The organism is Empedobacter sp. UBA3239 (assembly GCF_002362875.1).
GTDB classification, from domain to species: Bacteria; Bacteroidota; Bacteroidia; order Flavobacteriales; family Weeksellaceae; genus Empedobacter; species Empedobacter falsenii_B.
This window is the reverse complement of sequence record NZ_DEVJ01000031.1, coordinates 1-15,863: the sequence shown is the minus strand read 5'-3', so window position 1 is coordinate 15,863 and position 15,863 is coordinate 1. Positions and strand designations below refer to the sequence as shown.

Here is a 15,863-nt window from a genome sequence, read left to right as displayed (position 1 = left end):
GAGTTATGCAACAGTTACCCTTGTTATCGGTAGTGGCTCTTTTCAGTCGCTTTGTTGAGCGTTGGCTTGGTAGCTCTTTTGCATTTTTTGTTTGGCTTTGTGTGGTTGGAAAAATGCAAATGTGCTACCAAATGTATAAGTTTTACCTATTTTTCATTTCCACTCTATTGCGAATGGTTTCCGTTAAAAGTGAATAAAGTTGCGGAAGAATATCAGTTTTGAAGCCGTAGGCTTTCAAAACTGCTTCATCAAAAGCAATTCTGTCTTTCTGTTTGTATTCGTTTTCGTAATCTTGAATTTGTCGTTTGCTAATAGTTTCAAATTTCGCAAGAATACTTTCTTTTTGTTTGTCTGAAAGCAAACTTGGGTCAAATATTTTCATTTTTGTTTTGAAAAAGTCTGCGTTCAAGTCCAATGCTCCTAAATTTCTTGAAACACCGTTTAATTCAACAATCAAAAGAGAAACGATTGAATTAAGTAAAGCCGACACAATCTCAACATCATTCTTTTTTACACGAATGGCAACCAATCTTTGATTGAGATACAAAGGCGATTTGCTGAACGAAAAGAATAGTCGTTGGCTTGGATTTATGGAAATGAAAATATTTGCCGATTCTTCGGGTGCAAGAATACCAAAACGGTTTTCTTGTTTTCAAAACTTCGGGTAAAGCAATTCCTGTTTTGTTAGTTGTTGTTTCAAACTTCTTGATATGCTTGTAAGCAATTGGATATTTCGCTTTCAAAGTCTTTTCATCTTCTTTGCAAATAGAGCTGGTGCAGCAGTCGCAAAAGAAATAATTGCTTATTTAGGTTTATAACTTTAACATTTATTTAATCAACGTATTTAGTATTAAATAATTACATTTAAAAACCTACTATTAAATGGATAATTTATTTGATTAGAGCAGATTATAATTAAATTTTTTCATTATAAATAATCAATAATTTTATGAGTTCTATGATTTTAATTAGTGGAATTCACAATCCTAACGATTATATTTGTAAAAATTTAAAATTAGTAATGACAGCAGTAATCATTATCTTTGTTATACATTGGTATGCTTCTTTATTTTTCCAAACTTTTTTTCATCACCGATATGCATCACATGCAATGTTTACGATGTCAAGAGCTTGGGAAAAAATATTTCACGTTTTAGCGTGGATTTTTCAAGGTTCATCTTATCTAAGTCCCTATACATACGGGGTTATGCACAGACATCATCACGCGTATGCAGACACAGAAAAGGATCCACATTCGCCACAATATGATCCAAATTTCTTTGCGATGATGTGGAGAACTCGTATTGTTTACAACGAAATTGACCACGATAAAACACAAGTTTTAGAAAAATTCAAAAAAGGTGTTCCTTCTTGGCGTTCTTGGGATAGATTTGCTGGAAATAATGCTGTACGTTTAGCTTGGGTAATCATTTACATATTAATTTATGTTGCTGTTGACGCTCCACTTTGGACTTATTTTGTATTCATTCCGATGCAAGTTTTGATGAGCCCACTACATGGTGTAATCATCAACTGGTTTTCACACAAATTAGGTTACCGTAATTACGATGTTGGAGATACTTCGACAAACTTGATGCCGATTGACTGGTTAATGTGGGGAGAATGTTTACATAACAATCACCATAAATTTGGCGGACGTCCTAATTTCGCAGTTAAGAAATGGGAATTCGATCCAATGTATCCATGCATTTGGGCAATGAATAAAATGAATATCATTCAGTTCAAAAAAGGTAAATTAGACACCGATTATATGTAAAATAAAAGCGATTCAATTTATTGAATCGCTTTTTTTATTTCTTTTGATAAACGATACTTTCTATATATTTCTTGAAAAAGAATTTGTGTTCGACGATTTTAAAATTGGGTAGAAAACTTTGATGCATTTTAGGCAATTGAGAAATATCCAAACCAATAACAATTCTAAAAAAGCTCAACATCACATTCGTCACACTTTTTTGCCAACCTTTCTGATTTTGTACAAAATCAACATAAAACCACAACCCTTCTACTTTCAAATACGAATTTAATTGACTAAATAATTCTTCTGCTTTGGATTGATTAAAATGATCAAACAAAAAAGTAGTCATCACCACATCATATTTTTTATCCGTTTCGAAATCAAAAATATCCGCAACAATAAAATTTATATTTAAGTTCGACGTTTTTTCTTTTTTTGCTAAATCAATCATTTTCGAAGAAAAATCAACATAATCTATATCCAATTTTAGATTTAACTTTTCTATTTCAGCGATAAATTTTCCCGCTCCTCCTCCAACCCACAAGATTTTATCATTCTTTTTCAAATATTTTAAAATCACAAAATGAGCTTGATGTTGACGATTTAAAAAAATCAACTGGCTCAACGAATGATAATATGGCGCAATAAAATTGTAATTCATTATTCGAATAAAATTACGCTTAAAATTCCACAAATTGCTTTCAACAAAATCATTCCATCAATCGCAATTAAATAATATAAAATGGCTTTTGGACGATTGAGTTTAAAGGCGAAAATAGCTAAAAAAACAATCGGAATTAACATAAACAATATGCGGTGAAGTGGTAATCCATAACATATTCCGAAGATTACAAAACTCAAAAATCCTAGAAATATTAAGGGTATAATAATGCGGTTTAACGTAAAATGATAACCATATTTTACAACAAAGGTTTTTAAATTTCGGTTGCTATCATCTTCATAATCTTTCAAATCAAACAAAATCGCATTCACAACGCAATACATAAAGGTTTGAGAAAATAGAAAATAGAATTTTGCATCAATGACATAATGCGTTTCATTCTTCAACATCAAAAATAAAACAGGTAAAAAAACGGTTGTAATCGCCCAAGTCCAGCCAATTAAAAATGGTTTTAACAACATCGTTTTACGTAATGAAATTCCTAATTTTAAATCATAATAACCAAAGGATAAAACTGTCGTAAAAAATAAAACAGCCAACCATTTCCAAGTTAATATTTCGTAATTCGGTAAACAATTTATCGCTAAAATAATTCCAGAAATTAATGCGATTACAGCTAAAATAAAAGTGTAAAAATGAACAAATTTGCGATGCGTAATGTAGAACTGAGTTCTTGGATTATTGGAAGATTTTAAAGATTTTGGAATTCTGTAGGCGTACAAATAAAACAATACCGTAATGGTGCTAATAAAAGCATAATACGCAATCGAATTAAATGGTAAACCAATTTTGATATTCGTCTCGATATTGAGCGCAATAGAAAGTAGAATTAAAAAAAAATTGGAAAAAAAAATGTTTACGATAAATCGACTAATCACTTTTTTTTCCATTTTCCTAACAACTTAAACTTTGAAAAACTCTAGAATGACATTTTTATACGTTTCGCCAATCGGAATTTCTTCTTCTTTCAAATATAAGACTTTATTTTGAATTGATTTCACTTTTTTTATCGAAACAATATAAGATCGATGAACACGCACAAAAAGTTGATCGGGCAGTTTTTCTAAGATAGATTTCATCGATATTCGAGCCGTAATTCGCTTTCTATTTTCGAGATGAATTTTTACATAATCGTCCAAACCTTCGATAAAATCGATATCATCGTACGCAATTTTATTCAGTTTATAATCAGCTCGAATTGTCAAAAACTCTTTGTTTTCATTCAGTTTTTTATCCACCAAAATCAACACCGCTTTATTCACTGCTTCCTCAAATCTATCGTAATCTATCGGTTTCAACAAATAATCTATCGCCGCAACATTGAAACCATCAACCGCATATTCCGCAAAAGCTGTGGTAAAAATAACGGGAATTTTCTTCTCCATATTTTTGTAAAATTCCATTCCATTTGTACGCGAAATTTGAATATCCAAAAACATCAAATCGATTGGAAATTGATTGATATATTTCTGCGCATCTTTCAAATTTGAGAAGGTTTTTACTAACTCCACATGTTCATTTCTAGAACAATAATTTTCGATTACCATCAATGCCAACGGTTCGTCATCCATCGCAATTACTTTAATCATTCAAGAAAATTTTTAGTTCAACAATAAATTTAGATAAATCATTATGAATAGCTAATTTATAATGATTTGTATAAAAATAATCTAATCTCTTTTTCGTATTTTTCAAACCAATTTCACTTTTTTCAGTTTCAAGATTTACCTCTTCCGAAATGGTATTTTCTACGTTTAAAAATAATGTTTGTTGCTCAATTTTTATCGAAATAATAACGGGTTGCGAATCTTCATCAATTACGCCATATTTGAATGCATTTTCGATAAAATTAATTAAAATTAATGGTGAAATTCTTAAATCCGCAGGATTTCCTTCAACCTCAAAAATAACAGATTCTTTGTGCGTTAATCTCAATTTTTGCAACTCAATATAATTCTTGATATAATCTAAATCTTGTTGCAACGGCACAAAATCTTTGGAAGAATCCGAAACCACAAATCGCATCATTTTGGATAATTTCATCACCGCATCCGAAGCAGAATCAGATTTTTGAAGCGTTAAAGCATAAATATTATTCAACGTATTGAACAAAAAATGAGGATTAATTTGTGCTCTCAAATAAGCAATTTCAGACAAATGTTTCTCATTTTTCATTTCCTGAAAACGTTTATTTTGACGTATAAAAAGCGAAACAATCGCCATCATCGAAAACATAATAATTTTCGGACTCCACATCATAAAATCGCGAGGCGGTTTTCGAGGCTCAAAACGATTAAAAGGCGGAGCTTTTGGTGGAACTTTGTTAAAATGAAACGCAAATTCTGGAACTTTATACACTACAAAAAAGAAAATGATGAGAATAATGATGTAGAAAAAATAACGTTTCTGAAAATATAATTTTGGAATTAACACAAAATAATTCACCAAAAAGAACACTAACAACAAGATATTTTCGAAAAGCATTCGCTTGAAAAAACCTGTTTTGAAAATAGATTGATCGCTCGAAAAATTTGGCGCAGCAATAAATGGAATCAACAGAAAAATAATTGAAACTATGCTGAAAATAACGATTTCTCTCTTAGTAATTTTTACTTTATTCATCTTCTAATTCAATTGAAACAATAGAAAAATGTTGTCTATTTGGAATCATCAATGTTTTGATATTAGTTTTTAATTCTTCATCCGAAGAAATTAAATAATGATTGTTCACTTCTCCAAAATAGAAATATTGTTTGGTATAAAACGTAAGCGCAACCTTGTGATTTATGTGATTTTGATTAGATGAATTTATAATATCCAACTCGAAATCTACAAAATTAAGGTGGATTTTGTTCAAATTATCTGTGATTTGATACAAATTTCCTTCCAATTGTTCGATATAAGGAATCGCCTCCATTCCTACCAAATAATGCAATTGCTCTGCTTTTTTATTTTGGCGCAACAATTCTCGAAAAGTTTCTACTTTATGCGTTTCTTGTTGAAAAAGTTGCTCTTGCAAATAATACTCTTTGTACGTCGCATGAAAAACATATTTATCCCAAATTGACGTTGTCGAAGCATCAATCACTAAACGATAAGCAAACTGAACTTTTTTAATTGTTTTCATCTTTTGGTTTTCTATCAAAAGGAGGCATTCCATCTGGAGGTGGAGGCATTCCTGGCCCTCCGCCCATCGGCTCTTTTGCTTTCTCTATATTTTCTGTAGAAATTACAATATCTGCCTCAATTGTATATCCTTTTTCTAAACTTCCGCTCACTTTTGCCAATTGATTTCCGTCTGTATCATCTGTAAAAACATTGTCATTCTCATTGTACGTATAGCCATTCAAACCTTTTGTATAACCATATTCTTTGGCTGAATTTACAATTTCTACAACAGAATTTTCACTTTCTGGAAAAGCGATTTGAGTCACTTTTAATGATTTTCCTTTTTGATCGTAAATATGAACATGGATATGCGTTGCGCGACTTTCGTACCAACCTGGGAAAATAGAATTAAATTCAACATTTCCATTTTCATCGGTTACTTGTCTACCTCTCAAAAATTTATACGATTTATAATCGGTTGGTTGCATTCGTATTCCGCCATATTGCGAATAATTTCCATCTTTATCACAATGCCAAATATCAACAATCGCGTCTATTAAAGGTTGACAGCTTTCATCAACATTGGTTACATTAATTTTGATTGTCACCTCTACTCCTGTTCGATCGCCTTTTATATTTTTTGATAAAAAATCTTCTGGCTTTTTTGTAGGAAATGGACCTTCTGTTTCAGAGGCCCATACTTCACAATCATTTACAACAGTAGAATCTTTGCAACTCATCAACACTTTTGGAACAATTAAACTTGCTCCTAATAATCCTAAACTATTTTTTATAAAATCTTTTCTTTCCATTTTGTTATGTATTTTTAACATTAGTAATCAATTACCATTAACAAAGAATTTTCGCTCAACGATTCAAATTCAACATTCTCATCAGATCTTATTTGTAATAAATCTCTTGATTCTATTAAACGATTGTGAACTTCAAAAATACCTGTCAAAGAAATGATTAACCAACTTCTTTCGTTTCTTTTGAATGGTAATTCAGATTCTTTTCTCAAGTCAAATTTTCCTAAAAAAACATTAAACAAATCATGTCGGATTATTTTCTCTAAACGATTCTCTCTATCCAAATCAATTGGAACAATCATTTTAGCAATTTGCTGTTTTTCTTTTACGATGAATAACGCATAGAAATAAGAAAAATCGTTGCTCAAATCGCCTTCTATTTCTATTATAGTTCCTTTTTCTAAGTAATAAACAAATGATTGATTGACTTCAATTTTCCAATTAAAACCATTCATATTCAAGCGAATATTATTCAATAAAGGCATTAAAATAATATAACCACTTTCTTTGATTACTTTTTGATAAGTACCCATTCCGCTTAACGCAACATCATCAATAAAAGCAAAATCCAAAATCGGATTTGTATCATTTAAAGCATTTATCCTAATAAATTTATTTTCAAATAAATTTCGATTCTCAGCCTTGCACAACTTTATCATGTCCTCATATAATCTTCTAAACAAAAGTATATATCGATATTTTGCTATCTAAATTTAAGAGGTTAACCTAAGATTTTTGTAGGTTAATTGAAATATGAATGGTTTTTATTTATCTTTAACATTAGAATTATATTTGATCAAACACAACAAAAATGATAAACAAAAAAGTAAACAGCATCGAAGAAGCGCTACAAGGCGTAGAAAGCGGAATGACGCTTGCTGTTGGAGGCTTTGGACTTTCTGGAATTCCTGAAAACTTGATTCAAGGATTGGTAGACAAAAAAATCAATAACCTTACGTGTATTAGTAACAATGCAGGTGTAGACGATTTTGGTTTAGGATTATTATTACAAGGACGACAAATCAAAAAAATGATTTCTTCTTATGTTGGAGAAAATGCTGAATTTGAGCGTCAAATGCTTTCAGGAGAATTAGAAGTAGAATTAATTCCACAAGGAACTTTAGCAACTCGTTTAATGGCTGCTGGTTATGGAATGCCTGCAATTTTTACTCCTGCAGGAGTTGGTACTGAAGTTGCTGAAGGTAAAGAGATTAGAAAATTTACTTTTCATGGTATTGAGAAAGAATATTTGTTAGAATATGCATTCGAACCTGATTTTGCAATCGTTAAAGCTTGGAAAGGTGATACTGCTGGAAATTTAGTTTTTCGTGGTGCAACTGCAAATTTTAATCATCCGGCAGCAATGTGTGGAAAAATTACCATTGCAGAAGTAGAAGAATTAGTAGAAGTTGGTGAATTAAATCCAAATCAAATTCATACGCCAGGTGTTTATGTCAATCGTATTATTCAGGGTGCGAAGTACGAAAAACGAATTGAAAACAGAACTGTTCAACCAAAACCATAAAAGCAATGTTAGATAAAAATGGAATTGCAAAACGAATTGCAAAAGAGGTAAAAGACGGATATTATGTAAATTTAGGAATCGGAATTCCGACATTGGTTGCTAATTATATTCCTGAAAATGTAAATGTTGTTTTACAATCTGAGAATGGTTTATTGGGAATGGGACCTTTTCCTATTGATGGTGAAGAAGATCCTGATTTTATTAATGCTGGTAAACAAACAATCACCACTTTGCCCGGATCAGCTTTCTTTGATTCGGCAATGAGTTTCGGAATGATTCGCGCTCGAAAAATTAACTTAACGATTCTTGGCGCAATGGAAGTTTCTGAAAATGGAGATATTGCAAACTGGAAAATCCCAGGAAAAATGGTAAAAGGAATGGGAGGCGCAATGGATTTAGTGGCATCTGCGGATAATATTATTGTTGCTATGCAACATGTAAACAAAGTCGGAGAATCTAAATTATTACCTACTTGTACTTTACCTTTAACGGGAATTAATTGTGTCAAAAAAATTGTTACAGAACTAGCCGTTTTAGAAATTTTACCCGAAGGTGGTTTCAAATTATTGGAACGTGCGCCTGGAGTTTCGGTTGAAGAAATTAAAAATGCAACAGAAGGAAAACTAATTATTGAAGGAGATATTCCTGAAATGGTTTTATAAATATTACAAGAAAGGAAAGTCAAAAGCTTTCCATTCTTTTTTGATTTCGATGATTTATTTTAACTTTAGATTAAATTAATACTTGAAAACGAAATCGATGAAATTAAAATTATTAATCACACTATTTTTTTTCTACAATTTAGGATTTGCACAACAACAAAACTTAGTCAAATATGTCAATCCAATGATTGGAACCGAAAAAATGGGACATACATTTCCAGGTGCAACTGTGCCTTTTGGTGCTGTACAATTGAGTCCCGAAACCGACTCTATTCCCTATTCTGTCAATCATAAATATAATCCAAAAGTATATGATTATTGTGCTGGTTACCGTTTTGAAGATAAAACAATTACAGGTTTTAGTCACACTCATTTTAATGGAACAGGACATTCTGATTTAGGTGATTTTTTGATTATGCCAACAGTAGGTAAATTGCAATTAAATCCCGGAACTGCTCAACATCCTGAAAGTGGTTATCGTTCAAGGTTTTCTCATCAAAATGAATTTGCTGAAGCCGGATATTACAAAGTAAAATTGGAGGACTATAACATTTGGGCTGAAATGACCGCTACTACTCGAGTTGGTTTTCATCAATATACTTTTCCAAAATCTACTCAATCGCATATTATTTTTGATTTGAATACGGGAATTTACAATTACGATGACAAAAATACTTGGACGTATGTAAGAGTTGTGAACGATACATTAGTTACTGGTTATCGACAAACACGAGGTTGGGCAAGAAATAGAACAGTTTATTTTGCGATGACTTTTTCTAAACCATTTAAAAATTATGGTCAAAAAAATGAAGATGGTCAAGTCGATTATAAAGGATTTTGGAGAAAATGGAACGAAACACAAAATTTCCCTTTGATTGAAGGTAAAAAAATTAAAATGTTTTTTGATTTCGATACAGAACAAAATGAAAAAGTAAAAATAAAGTTTGCTATTTCTCCTGTCAGTCAAACCAATGCTTTAGAAAATTTGATAACAGAAATTCCACATTGGAATTTTGAACAAGTAAAAAATGAAGCCAAAGAAAATTGGAACAAAGAATTGAATCGCATTCAGATCAAAGCTTCAGAAAACGATAAAATAAATTTCTATACAGCGATGTACCATACATTTATCAATCCAACAACTTACATGGATGTAAATGGTCAATACAAAGGCTTAGATCAAGAAATTCATCAAGCAAAAGATTTTACAAATTATACAACTTTCTCACTTTGGGACACTTATCGCGCTTTACATCCATTGTTTAATATCATTCAACCAAAACGTAACAATGATATGGTAAAATCGATGATGAAACATTATGAACAAAATCCAATAAAAATGCTACCAATTTGGTCGCATTATGCGAACGAAAATTGGTGTATGAGCGGATATCATTCGGTTACGGTTATTGCAGATGCAATTGTAAAGGGAGTTTATAATGGTGATGCAAATGCTGCTTTAGATGCATGTATTGTTACGGCGAACAAAAGAGATTATGAAGGAATTGGTGATTATATCGACAAAGGTTTTATACCAGCCGAGAAAAATGGAACATCAATTTCGAATACGTTAGAATATGCTTTCGATGATTGGTCGATCGCACAAGCTGCCAAAAAATTGAACAGAATGGATGTGTATGAAACATTTATGAAACGTTCAGAAAATTGGAAAAATAATTATGATGCTTCGATTGGATTTATGCGTCCTCGATTAGCAGATGGAAGTTTCAAAAAAGAATTTGAACCTTTGAATACGCATGGACAAGGATTTATAGAAGGTAACTCATGGAATTTCAGCTTCTTTGTTCCCCAAAATCCTGATGGATTGATCAATGCGATGGGTGGCAAAAAGAAATTTGGTGAAAAGCTTGATGAATTATTTACAATGCATTTACCTGACGAATATTTTGCTGATACAGAAGATATTACTCGAGAAGGAATTATTGGTGGATATGTTCATGGAAACGAACCCGCTCATCATGTTGCCTATTTATATAATTGGGCTGGACAAGCTTGGAAAACACAAGAAAAAATTAGAATGATTTTAGATATGCAATACAAACCTACACCAGATGGTTTGGGCGGAAATGATGACACAGGACAAATGAGTGCGTGGTATATTTTTAGTGCACTTGGTTTTTATCCTGTTCAACAAGGATCGACAGATTACGCAATTGGAAGCCCATTGGTAGATCATGCCATTTTAAATCTAGAAAACGGTAAACAATTTGAAATTGAAGTCAAAAATCAATCGAAGAAAAATGTCTACATTCAAAAAATAGAACTTAATGGAAAGTCTTACTCTTCGTTCAATTTAAATCATTTTGATATCGTAAATGGCGGTAAATTAGTATTTCATATGGGAGCAAAACCTAAAAAATAAACGTTAAATATTTTATAATTAAAACTTTAAATTTGAAAACTTGAAAAATAATGATTAATTTAAATCAAATTTAAAACCAAGAAAAATGGCTAAAAAGACAAAAAAAGAAGAAAATCATTTACAAGTTTTAGTGGACAAATTAAAAGATCCAAAACATAAACAATTAGTTCAAACGAATCGTTTAAAGAAAAAACGTCGCAATAACGCTAAAAATTAAACATAAAAAAAACCACTCAAATTGAGTGGTTTTTTGTTTTTATCTCGAATTGATTAATCAATCACTTTACCAATTAAATCGAATTCGTACGCTTCAATAATCTCTACATTTACAAAATCACCAACTGGTAAATAGGTATCAATTGCAGAAATCAAAACTTCGTTATCAACGTCTGGCGAATCATATTCTGTACGTCCAATAAAGTTATCACCTTCCTTACGATCAATCATTACTCTAAATTGTTTTCCAATTTTTTCTTGATTCAAATCATACGAAATTTGAGATTGAATTTCCATAATTTCTTCAACACGTTGTTGTTTTACTTCCTCTGGTACATCATCTTCTAAATTATAGGCATGCGTATTTTCTTCGTGAGAATAAGTAAAACATCCCAAACGATCAAATTTTTGCTCTTGTACCCAAGCTTTCATTTCCTGAAAATCTTCTTCTGTTTCGCCTGGATATCCACAAATCAATGTTGTACGAATCGCCATATCAGGAACTTTTGTACGCATTGCGTCTAACAAAGCATTCGTTTTTTCGTGTGTTGTACCACGACGCATTGATTTTAATAATTTTGTTGAAATATGTTGTAACGGAATATCAATATAATTACAAACTTTAGGTTCTTCACGAATTACATCCAAAACATCTTCTGGAAAACCAGCTGGAAATGCATAATGTAAACGAATCCATTCGATACCTTCAATCTTAACTAATTCTTTTAATAATGATGCTAATTCACGTTTTTTATAGATATCTAAACCATAATACGTTAAATCTTGTGCAATCAAAATTAACTCTTTTGTTCCATTTTTTGCCAATTTAGTAGCTTCTGTAACTAAATCTTCGATTGGACGAGAAACATTTCCTCCACGCATCAAAGGAATTGCACAGAAAGAACAAGGACGATCACAACCTTCAGCAATTTTAAGATATGCATAATGACGAGGAGTTGTTGTTAAACGTTCTCCAACCAATTCGTGCTTATAATCTGCTCCTAAAGCTTTTAGCAATAATGGTAACTCGCGCGTACCAAAATATTGGTCAACATTAGGAATTTGCTCAATTAAATCTGGTTTGTATCGCTCTGACAAACACCCTGTTACGAAAACTTTTTCCACCAAACCATCTTCCTTACGTTGCACGTAATCTAAAATTGTATCAACACTTTCCTCCTTTGCATTATCAATGAAACCACAAGTATTAATCACCACAATTTCCCCAGATTGCTCATGTGCAACCTCTTTCCCATTGGCTTTCAGCTGTCCCATTAACACCTCAGAATCGTATACATTTTTAGAACATCCTAACGTAATTACATTAATTTTCTTTTTTCCAGTCGATTTTGTACGCATTACTCTAATTTAAGTCTGCAAAATTACGAAATATTTGAGAGAACTGACCGAAAAGATTGAATGGAACAAGTATAAATAGCTAAAATAAAAATTTTTAAACCTAAATAACTTTAAAGAGAATAGATTTCTAAACAACTAACTATTTTAGAAAATTAATCAATTATTACGATATTCTACTTGAAATCTATTTAATAAATATATTTTAACGAATTGATTAACAAAATATAACAAGTCATTTATAGTTTAATTTCAACAATAAATGTTAAATTTGAGCTAATTAGTATTTTAAGTTAGATGTCAAAGCAATGCTTTGAAATTAAGAAGGTCAAGAGAAATCTTGACCTTTATTTTTTATATTTAATCGATATGATAATGACTCGGAAAAGCCTTTTTAGGATTCTGTTTGAGAATATTCAACCTGAATTGACTTTCTAAAAATCCATAACCATAATTGAAAAATTGAATTAAAGTTGTTTGAATCGATAATAAACCAACTACCGCAGATTTAAAACGAATAGTTGAGAAAATAAAAATCAAAAACATGTAAATTAACCACAAAACAAATGGGGTTTGAAGAATAAATCGATGTTTTGGAAGAATAAAACTCAACAATAAAAATAAAAATGCAACTAAAGTTCCGACAAAAAATAAGCTTGGAAACCAAAAAGTTGGTTTGATATAATTTGGATGACGTTGATTAAGAATTGGGCGTGCAACTCCAAATTGATAAACTTGTTTCGCAAATTTCTTTAACGAAGTTCTACGTTTATGTATCACTTTCGAATCTTGAAATAATCGCGTTTCAAAATCATTTTCCCACAAACGCATTGATAAATCTGGATCTTCTCCAACACGCAAATCAGCAAAACCACCCGTTTTTTCGTAGGCTTTTTGAGAAATTCCCATATTAAAACTACGTGGCTGAAATTTACCAATTTGCTTTTTTCCTCCACGTATTCCTCCTGTTGTTAAGAAAGAAGTCATCGAAAAAGTAATTGCTTTTTGCAAATCTGTAAACGAGTCATCTGCATCATCTGGTCCGCCAAAAGCGTCAACAAAATTAGTTGTCAATTCTTTTTTAACCGATTCAATATAAGTCGAAGGAATAATCGTGTCAGAATCTAAGAAAATGAAATAATTTCCATTCGCTTTTTCCATTCCATAATTTCTTGATTTTCCTGGTCCTGAATTTGTTTTGTAATAATAATGAAGATCTAATTGAGTTTCAAATTTAGCACAAACCGCATCCAATTTATTTTTAGAACCATCATCTACAATAATAATTTCGAATGATTTATCCGTTTGTTTTGTTAAACTTGACAATAATTCTGTCAATTCATCTTGACGTTCATAAACGGCAATAATTATCGAAAGTTTTAAATCTTCTTTTTCCAAAATAAATTATTGATTGAATGATTCTTTCAATTCTAAAGTTACTTTCTGGATTTCGTTCAAATCCTTAAAATGATTCGTTTTGAAAGTAGATTTTGATTGATTCAATTCATGAACAATAGCCAAAATTGTATCCAATGGACTTTGCTCCTCTCCTTTCGAAGTTTCGTCAAAATTAATTCCAACCAAAGAAACTTCTTCAATCATTCCGAACAACCATTCTTCTAAAAAAGTATTCAAATCTATCGAATCAATTTTATGATTTGCCCATTGATTTTGTTTCGCTTTTTCAGCTAAATCTGTATTCGACCAAAAACAAATTACCTCTAAATTAGAGCCATCTTCGTACTCAAATTCTTCCGAATACGAAATAGCAAAACCTTCTTCAGAAGTTAAAAGAAATACTTTTTGATCTTGACAAATTTCTTTTATAAATTGACTCACTTCTTTTAATTTTGATTTTTAGTTTTTTTACTTCCTTCGTACATTTCGTATTGTAAAAAGTCGCATTCTAACTTACCGTTAAACACTTTTACCTTTTTCGAAGGACGTAAACCGACATATTTTTTGGCTTGTAAATCTGATGTGATAAACCACGCCAATGTATTTGGATAACTCGATTTTAATGTGTCTCCAATTTGTTTATAAAATTCTTGGTTATTGTTTTCAATACGCTCATCATAAGGCGGATTGAACACCAATAAAACTGGGAACAATTCCTTTTTAGATGTAAAGAAATCTTGATTTCTCACTTCAATGAAATCTTCTAAATCAGCAGATTTTATATTCATCTGCGCGATTTTTACCATCATTGGAGAAATTTCGTAACCTACAATTTTATATTCTGATTCCTTGATTCGATTTAAACGCGTATTACGAATTTGTGTAAACAATGTTTCGTCATAATCTGGCCAGTTCTGAAATGCAAAATGCTTACGATGAATTTGTGGCGGAATATTATTTGCAATCATCGCCGCTTCAATCAACATTGTTCCTGAACCACACATTGGATCAAGGTAATTTCCTTTTCCATCATAACCTGCTTGCAACAACAAACCTGCTGCTAAAACCTCGTTAATTGGAGCTGGACCAGTTTCTTCACGATAACCACGTTTGTGCAAAGATTCTCCCGAAGAATCTAACGACAACGTAATTTTATCGTGTGAAATATGTAAGTTAAAACGTACATCTGGAAAATCTTTATCAATGCTTGGACGACGACCATTTTTTTCTTTGAATCGATCTACAATAGCATCTTTCACTTTAAGCGCTGCGTAATGCGAATGCGTAAAATAATCTGAATGAACAGTTGGATCAATCATAAAAGTTTGATCGACATTTAGATAATTTTCCCAATGAAATTTCTTGAATTTTTCATACAATTGATGATCATTTTTCGCAGAAAACGAAAGAATTGGCTTCTGTATACGAAGTGCCGTACGCAAGCTGTAATTTGCTTTGTACATAAAACCTAAATCGCCATTAAATTCAACCATTCGGTTTTGAATTTTAATATCTGCCGCACCCAACGCTTTTAATTCTTGCGCTAATATTTCTTCGAAACCAAAAAAGGTTTTCGCAATCATTCTGAAATTTTCCAAGGAAATAAAATTTTTACAAAAGTACGGGAAATAAAGGAAATTGAGAAGTTAGAATAATTATATTTGAAGTTAAATTAATAGAAAATATGAAATTATTATTTACTCTCTTATTTATTGGAAATATTTTCTTTGTAAAAGCTCAAACTAAATTACCACAAGATAGTGTTGATTATTATATTAATGAAACAAGAAATATTTTAAACAAAATAATAAAAGATCAAGATTTTTCATCAGATTTTAAAAATGACAACAAAATAGATCCTAATTTGTAATCTTCCCTCAAAACCGGCACGTTTAAAAATATAGTTTATTAACTTAGGGATAATTATGAAACAAAGCAATTTTACCGAAGTTCAGATCGTCAAGA

Annotated in this window: 18 protein-coding genes; 6 read left to right on the top strand and 12 right to left on the bottom strand. The window is 31.2% G+C overall.

Going from position 1 to position 15,863, the window contains the following annotated elements; genetic code table 11:
- Window positions 1-142: 142 nt before the first annotated feature.
- Complete coding sequence (locus tag B4G36_RS04245) at window positions 143-547, bottom strand: hypothetical protein (RefSeq protein ID WP_291062250.1); 405 nt, start codon at window positions 545-547, stop codon at window positions 143-145.
- A 474-nt stretch (window positions 548-1,021) separates the two neighbouring features.
- Between B4G36_RS04245 and B4G36_RS04240 the strand changes: the two genes are divergently transcribed.
- Window positions 1,022-1,777: an acyl-CoA desaturase gene (locus B4G36_RS04240; protein ID WP_286496360.1), complete on the top strand. Its 756-nt coding sequence runs from the start codon at window positions 1,022-1,024 to the stop codon at window positions 1,775-1,777.
- Window positions 1,778-1,811: 34 nt separating this feature from the next.
- On the opposite strand, the gene B4G36_RS04235 is transcribed toward B4G36_RS04240, so the two are convergent.
- Genes B4G36_RS04235 through B4G36_RS04205 form a run of 7 tightly spaced genes read right to left on the bottom strand, consistent with a single transcriptional unit; the run spans window position 1,812 to window position 7,017 of the window.
- Window positions 1,812-2,420, bottom strand: coding sequence for a class I SAM-dependent methyltransferase (locus B4G36_RS04235; RefSeq protein ID WP_291062248.1), 609 nt, complete (start codon window positions 2,418-2,420; stop codon window positions 1,812-1,814).
- Window positions 2,420-3,331, bottom strand: coding sequence for a hypothetical protein (locus B4G36_RS04230; protein ID WP_291062246.1), 912 nt, complete (start codon window positions 3,329-3,331; stop codon window positions 2,420-2,422). The genes B4G36_RS04235 and B4G36_RS04230 overlap by 1 nt, the downstream gene beginning before the upstream one ends.
- A 12-nt stretch (window positions 3,332-3,343) precedes the next feature.
- Window positions 3,344-4,030, bottom strand: a complete 687-nt coding sequence (locus B4G36_RS04225; RefSeq protein WP_291062244.1) for a LytR/AlgR family response regulator transcription factor — start codon at window positions 4,028-4,030, stop codon at window positions 3,344-3,346.
- Entirely contained in the window at window positions 4,023-5,063 is a 1,041-nt protein-coding gene (locus tag B4G36_RS04220) for a sensor histidine kinase (protein ID WP_291047559.1), read from the bottom strand. The genes B4G36_RS04225 and B4G36_RS04220 overlap by 8 nt, the downstream gene beginning before the upstream one ends.
- On the bottom strand, window positions 5,056-5,568 hold the full coding sequence (locus B4G36_RS04215; protein WP_291062242.1) for a hypothetical protein: 513 nt from the start codon (window positions 5,566-5,568) through the stop codon (window positions 5,056-5,058). The genes B4G36_RS04220 and B4G36_RS04215 overlap by 8 nt, the downstream gene beginning before the upstream one ends.
- Entirely contained in the window at window positions 5,555-6,361 is an 807-nt protein-coding gene (locus B4G36_RS04210) for an intradiol ring-cleavage dioxygenase (RefSeq protein ID WP_291062240.1), read from the bottom strand. The genes B4G36_RS04215 and B4G36_RS04210 overlap by 14 nt, the downstream gene beginning before the upstream one ends.
- A 20-nt stretch (window positions 6,362-6,381) precedes the next feature.
- Window positions 6,382-7,017: a hypothetical protein gene (locus B4G36_RS04205; protein WP_291062238.1), complete on the bottom strand. Its 636-nt coding sequence runs from the start codon at window positions 7,015-7,017 to the stop codon at window positions 6,382-6,384.
- 152 nt (window positions 7,018-7,169) lie between these two features.
- Here B4G36_RS04205 and B4G36_RS04200 point away from each other — a divergent pair, with 152 nt between their 5' ends.
- The 4 genes from B4G36_RS04200 to B4G36_RS04185 all read left to right on the top strand — a co-directional run bounded on the left by B4G36_RS04200 (window position 7,170) and on the right by B4G36_RS04185 (window position 11,145).
- Window positions 7,170-7,883 (top strand): CoA transferase subunit A, encoded by a 714-nt coding sequence (locus tag B4G36_RS04200; protein ID WP_291062236.1) that lies wholly within the window; start codon window positions 7,170-7,172, stop codon window positions 7,881-7,883.
- Between the two features lie 5 nt (window positions 7,884-7,888).
- On the top strand, window positions 7,889-8,545 hold the full coding sequence (locus B4G36_RS04195; protein ID WP_291062234.1) for a 3-oxoacid CoA-transferase subunit B: 657 nt from the start codon (window positions 7,889-7,891) through the stop codon (window positions 8,543-8,545).
- Window positions 8,546-8,642: 97 nt separating this feature from the next.
- Window positions 8,643-10,928 (top strand): GH92 family glycosyl hydrolase, encoded by a 2,286-nt coding sequence (locus tag B4G36_RS04190; protein WP_291062232.1) that lies wholly within the window; start codon window positions 8,643-8,645, stop codon window positions 10,926-10,928.
- 85 nt (window positions 10,929-11,013) lie between these two features.
- The gene (locus B4G36_RS04185) at window positions 11,014-11,145 is read left to right on the top strand and encodes a hypothetical protein (protein ID WP_291062231.1); all 132 of its coding nucleotides are present in this window, start codon (window positions 11,014-11,016) and stop codon (window positions 11,143-11,145) included.
- A 53-nt stretch (window positions 11,146-11,198) separates the two neighbouring features.
- Here B4G36_RS04185 and rimO read toward each other — a convergent pair whose 3' ends face one another.
- From rimO to B4G36_RS04165, 4 genes are all read right to left on the bottom strand, one after another.
- Entirely contained in the window at window positions 11,199-12,503 is a 1,305-nt protein-coding gene (gene rimO, locus B4G36_RS04180; protein ID WP_291062229.1) for a 30S ribosomal protein S12 methylthiotransferase RimO, read from the bottom strand.
- A 357-nt stretch (window positions 12,504-12,860) separates the two neighbouring features.
- Window positions 12,861-13,898, bottom strand: a complete 1,038-nt coding sequence (locus B4G36_RS04175; protein WP_291062227.1) for a glycosyltransferase — start codon at window positions 13,896-13,898, stop codon at window positions 12,861-12,863.
- A 6-nt stretch (window positions 13,899-13,904) separates the two neighbouring features.
- Window positions 13,905-14,339 carry a DUF2750 domain-containing protein gene (locus B4G36_RS04170; protein WP_291062225.1) on the bottom strand — a complete coding sequence of 145 codons (435 nt, stop codon included), beginning with the start codon at window positions 14,337-14,339 and terminating at the stop codon, window positions 13,905-13,907.
- Between the two features lie 5 nt (window positions 14,340-14,344).
- Window positions 14,345-15,502 (bottom strand): THUMP domain-containing class I SAM-dependent RNA methyltransferase, encoded by a 1,158-nt coding sequence (locus tag B4G36_RS04165; protein ID WP_291062252.1) that lies wholly within the window; start codon window positions 15,500-15,502, stop codon window positions 14,345-14,347.
- A gap of 80 nt (window positions 15,503-15,582) precedes the next feature.
- Between B4G36_RS04165 and B4G36_RS04160 the strand changes: the two genes are divergently transcribed.
- On the top strand, window positions 15,583-15,768 hold the full coding sequence (locus tag B4G36_RS04160) for a hypothetical protein (RefSeq protein WP_291062223.1): 186 nt from the start codon (window positions 15,583-15,585) through the stop codon (window positions 15,766-15,768).
- Window positions 15,769-15,863 lie beyond the last annotated feature (95 nt).

Coding starts and splice junctions, on each gene's coding strand:
- B4G36_RS04240 (WP_286496360.1), top strand. CDS start 1,022: ATGACAGCAGTAATCATTATCTTTGTTATACATTGGTATGCTTCTTTA.
- B4G36_RS04235 (WP_291062248.1), bottom strand. CDS start 2,420: ATGAATTACAATTTTATTGCGCCATATTATCATTCGTTGAGCCAGTTG.
- B4G36_RS04230 (WP_291062246.1), bottom strand. CDS start 3,331: ATGGAAAAAAAAGTGATTAGTCGATTTATCGTAAACATTTTTTTTTCC.
- B4G36_RS04225 (WP_291062244.1), bottom strand. CDS start 4,030: ATGATTAAAGTAATTGCGATGGATGACGAACCGTTGGCATTGATGGTA.
- B4G36_RS04220 (WP_291047559.1), bottom strand. CDS start 5,063: ATGAATAAAGTAAAAATTACTAAGAGAGAAATCGTTATTTTCAGCATA.
- B4G36_RS04215 (WP_291062242.1), bottom strand. CDS start 5,568: ATGAAAACAATTAAAAAAGTTCAGTTTGCTTATCGTTTAGTGATTGAT.
- B4G36_RS04210 (WP_291062240.1), bottom strand. CDS start 6,361: ATGGAAAGAAAAGATTTTATAAAAAATAGTTTAGGATTATTAGGAGCA.
- B4G36_RS04205 (WP_291062238.1), bottom strand. CDS start 7,017: ATGATAAAGTTGTGCAAGGCTGAGAATCGAAATTTATTTGAAAATAAA.
- B4G36_RS04200 (WP_291062236.1), top strand. CDS start 7,170: ATGATAAACAAAAAAGTAAACAGCATCGAAGAAGCGCTACAAGGCGTA.
- B4G36_RS04195 (WP_291062234.1), top strand. CDS start 7,889: ATGTTAGATAAAAATGGAATTGCAAAACGAATTGCAAAAGAGGTAAAA.
- B4G36_RS04190 (WP_291062232.1), top strand. CDS start 8,643: ATGAAATTAAAATTATTAATCACACTATTTTTTTTCTACAATTTAGGA.
- B4G36_RS04185 (WP_291062231.1), top strand. CDS start 11,014: ATGGCTAAAAAGACAAAAAAAGAAGAAAATCATTTACAAGTTTTAGTG.
- rimO (WP_291062229.1), bottom strand. CDS start 12,503: ATGCGTACAAAATCGACTGGAAAAAAGAAAATTAATGTAATTACGTTA.
- B4G36_RS04160 (WP_291062223.1), top strand. CDS start 15,583: ATGAAATTATTATTTACTCTCTTATTTATTGGAAATATTTTCTTTGTA.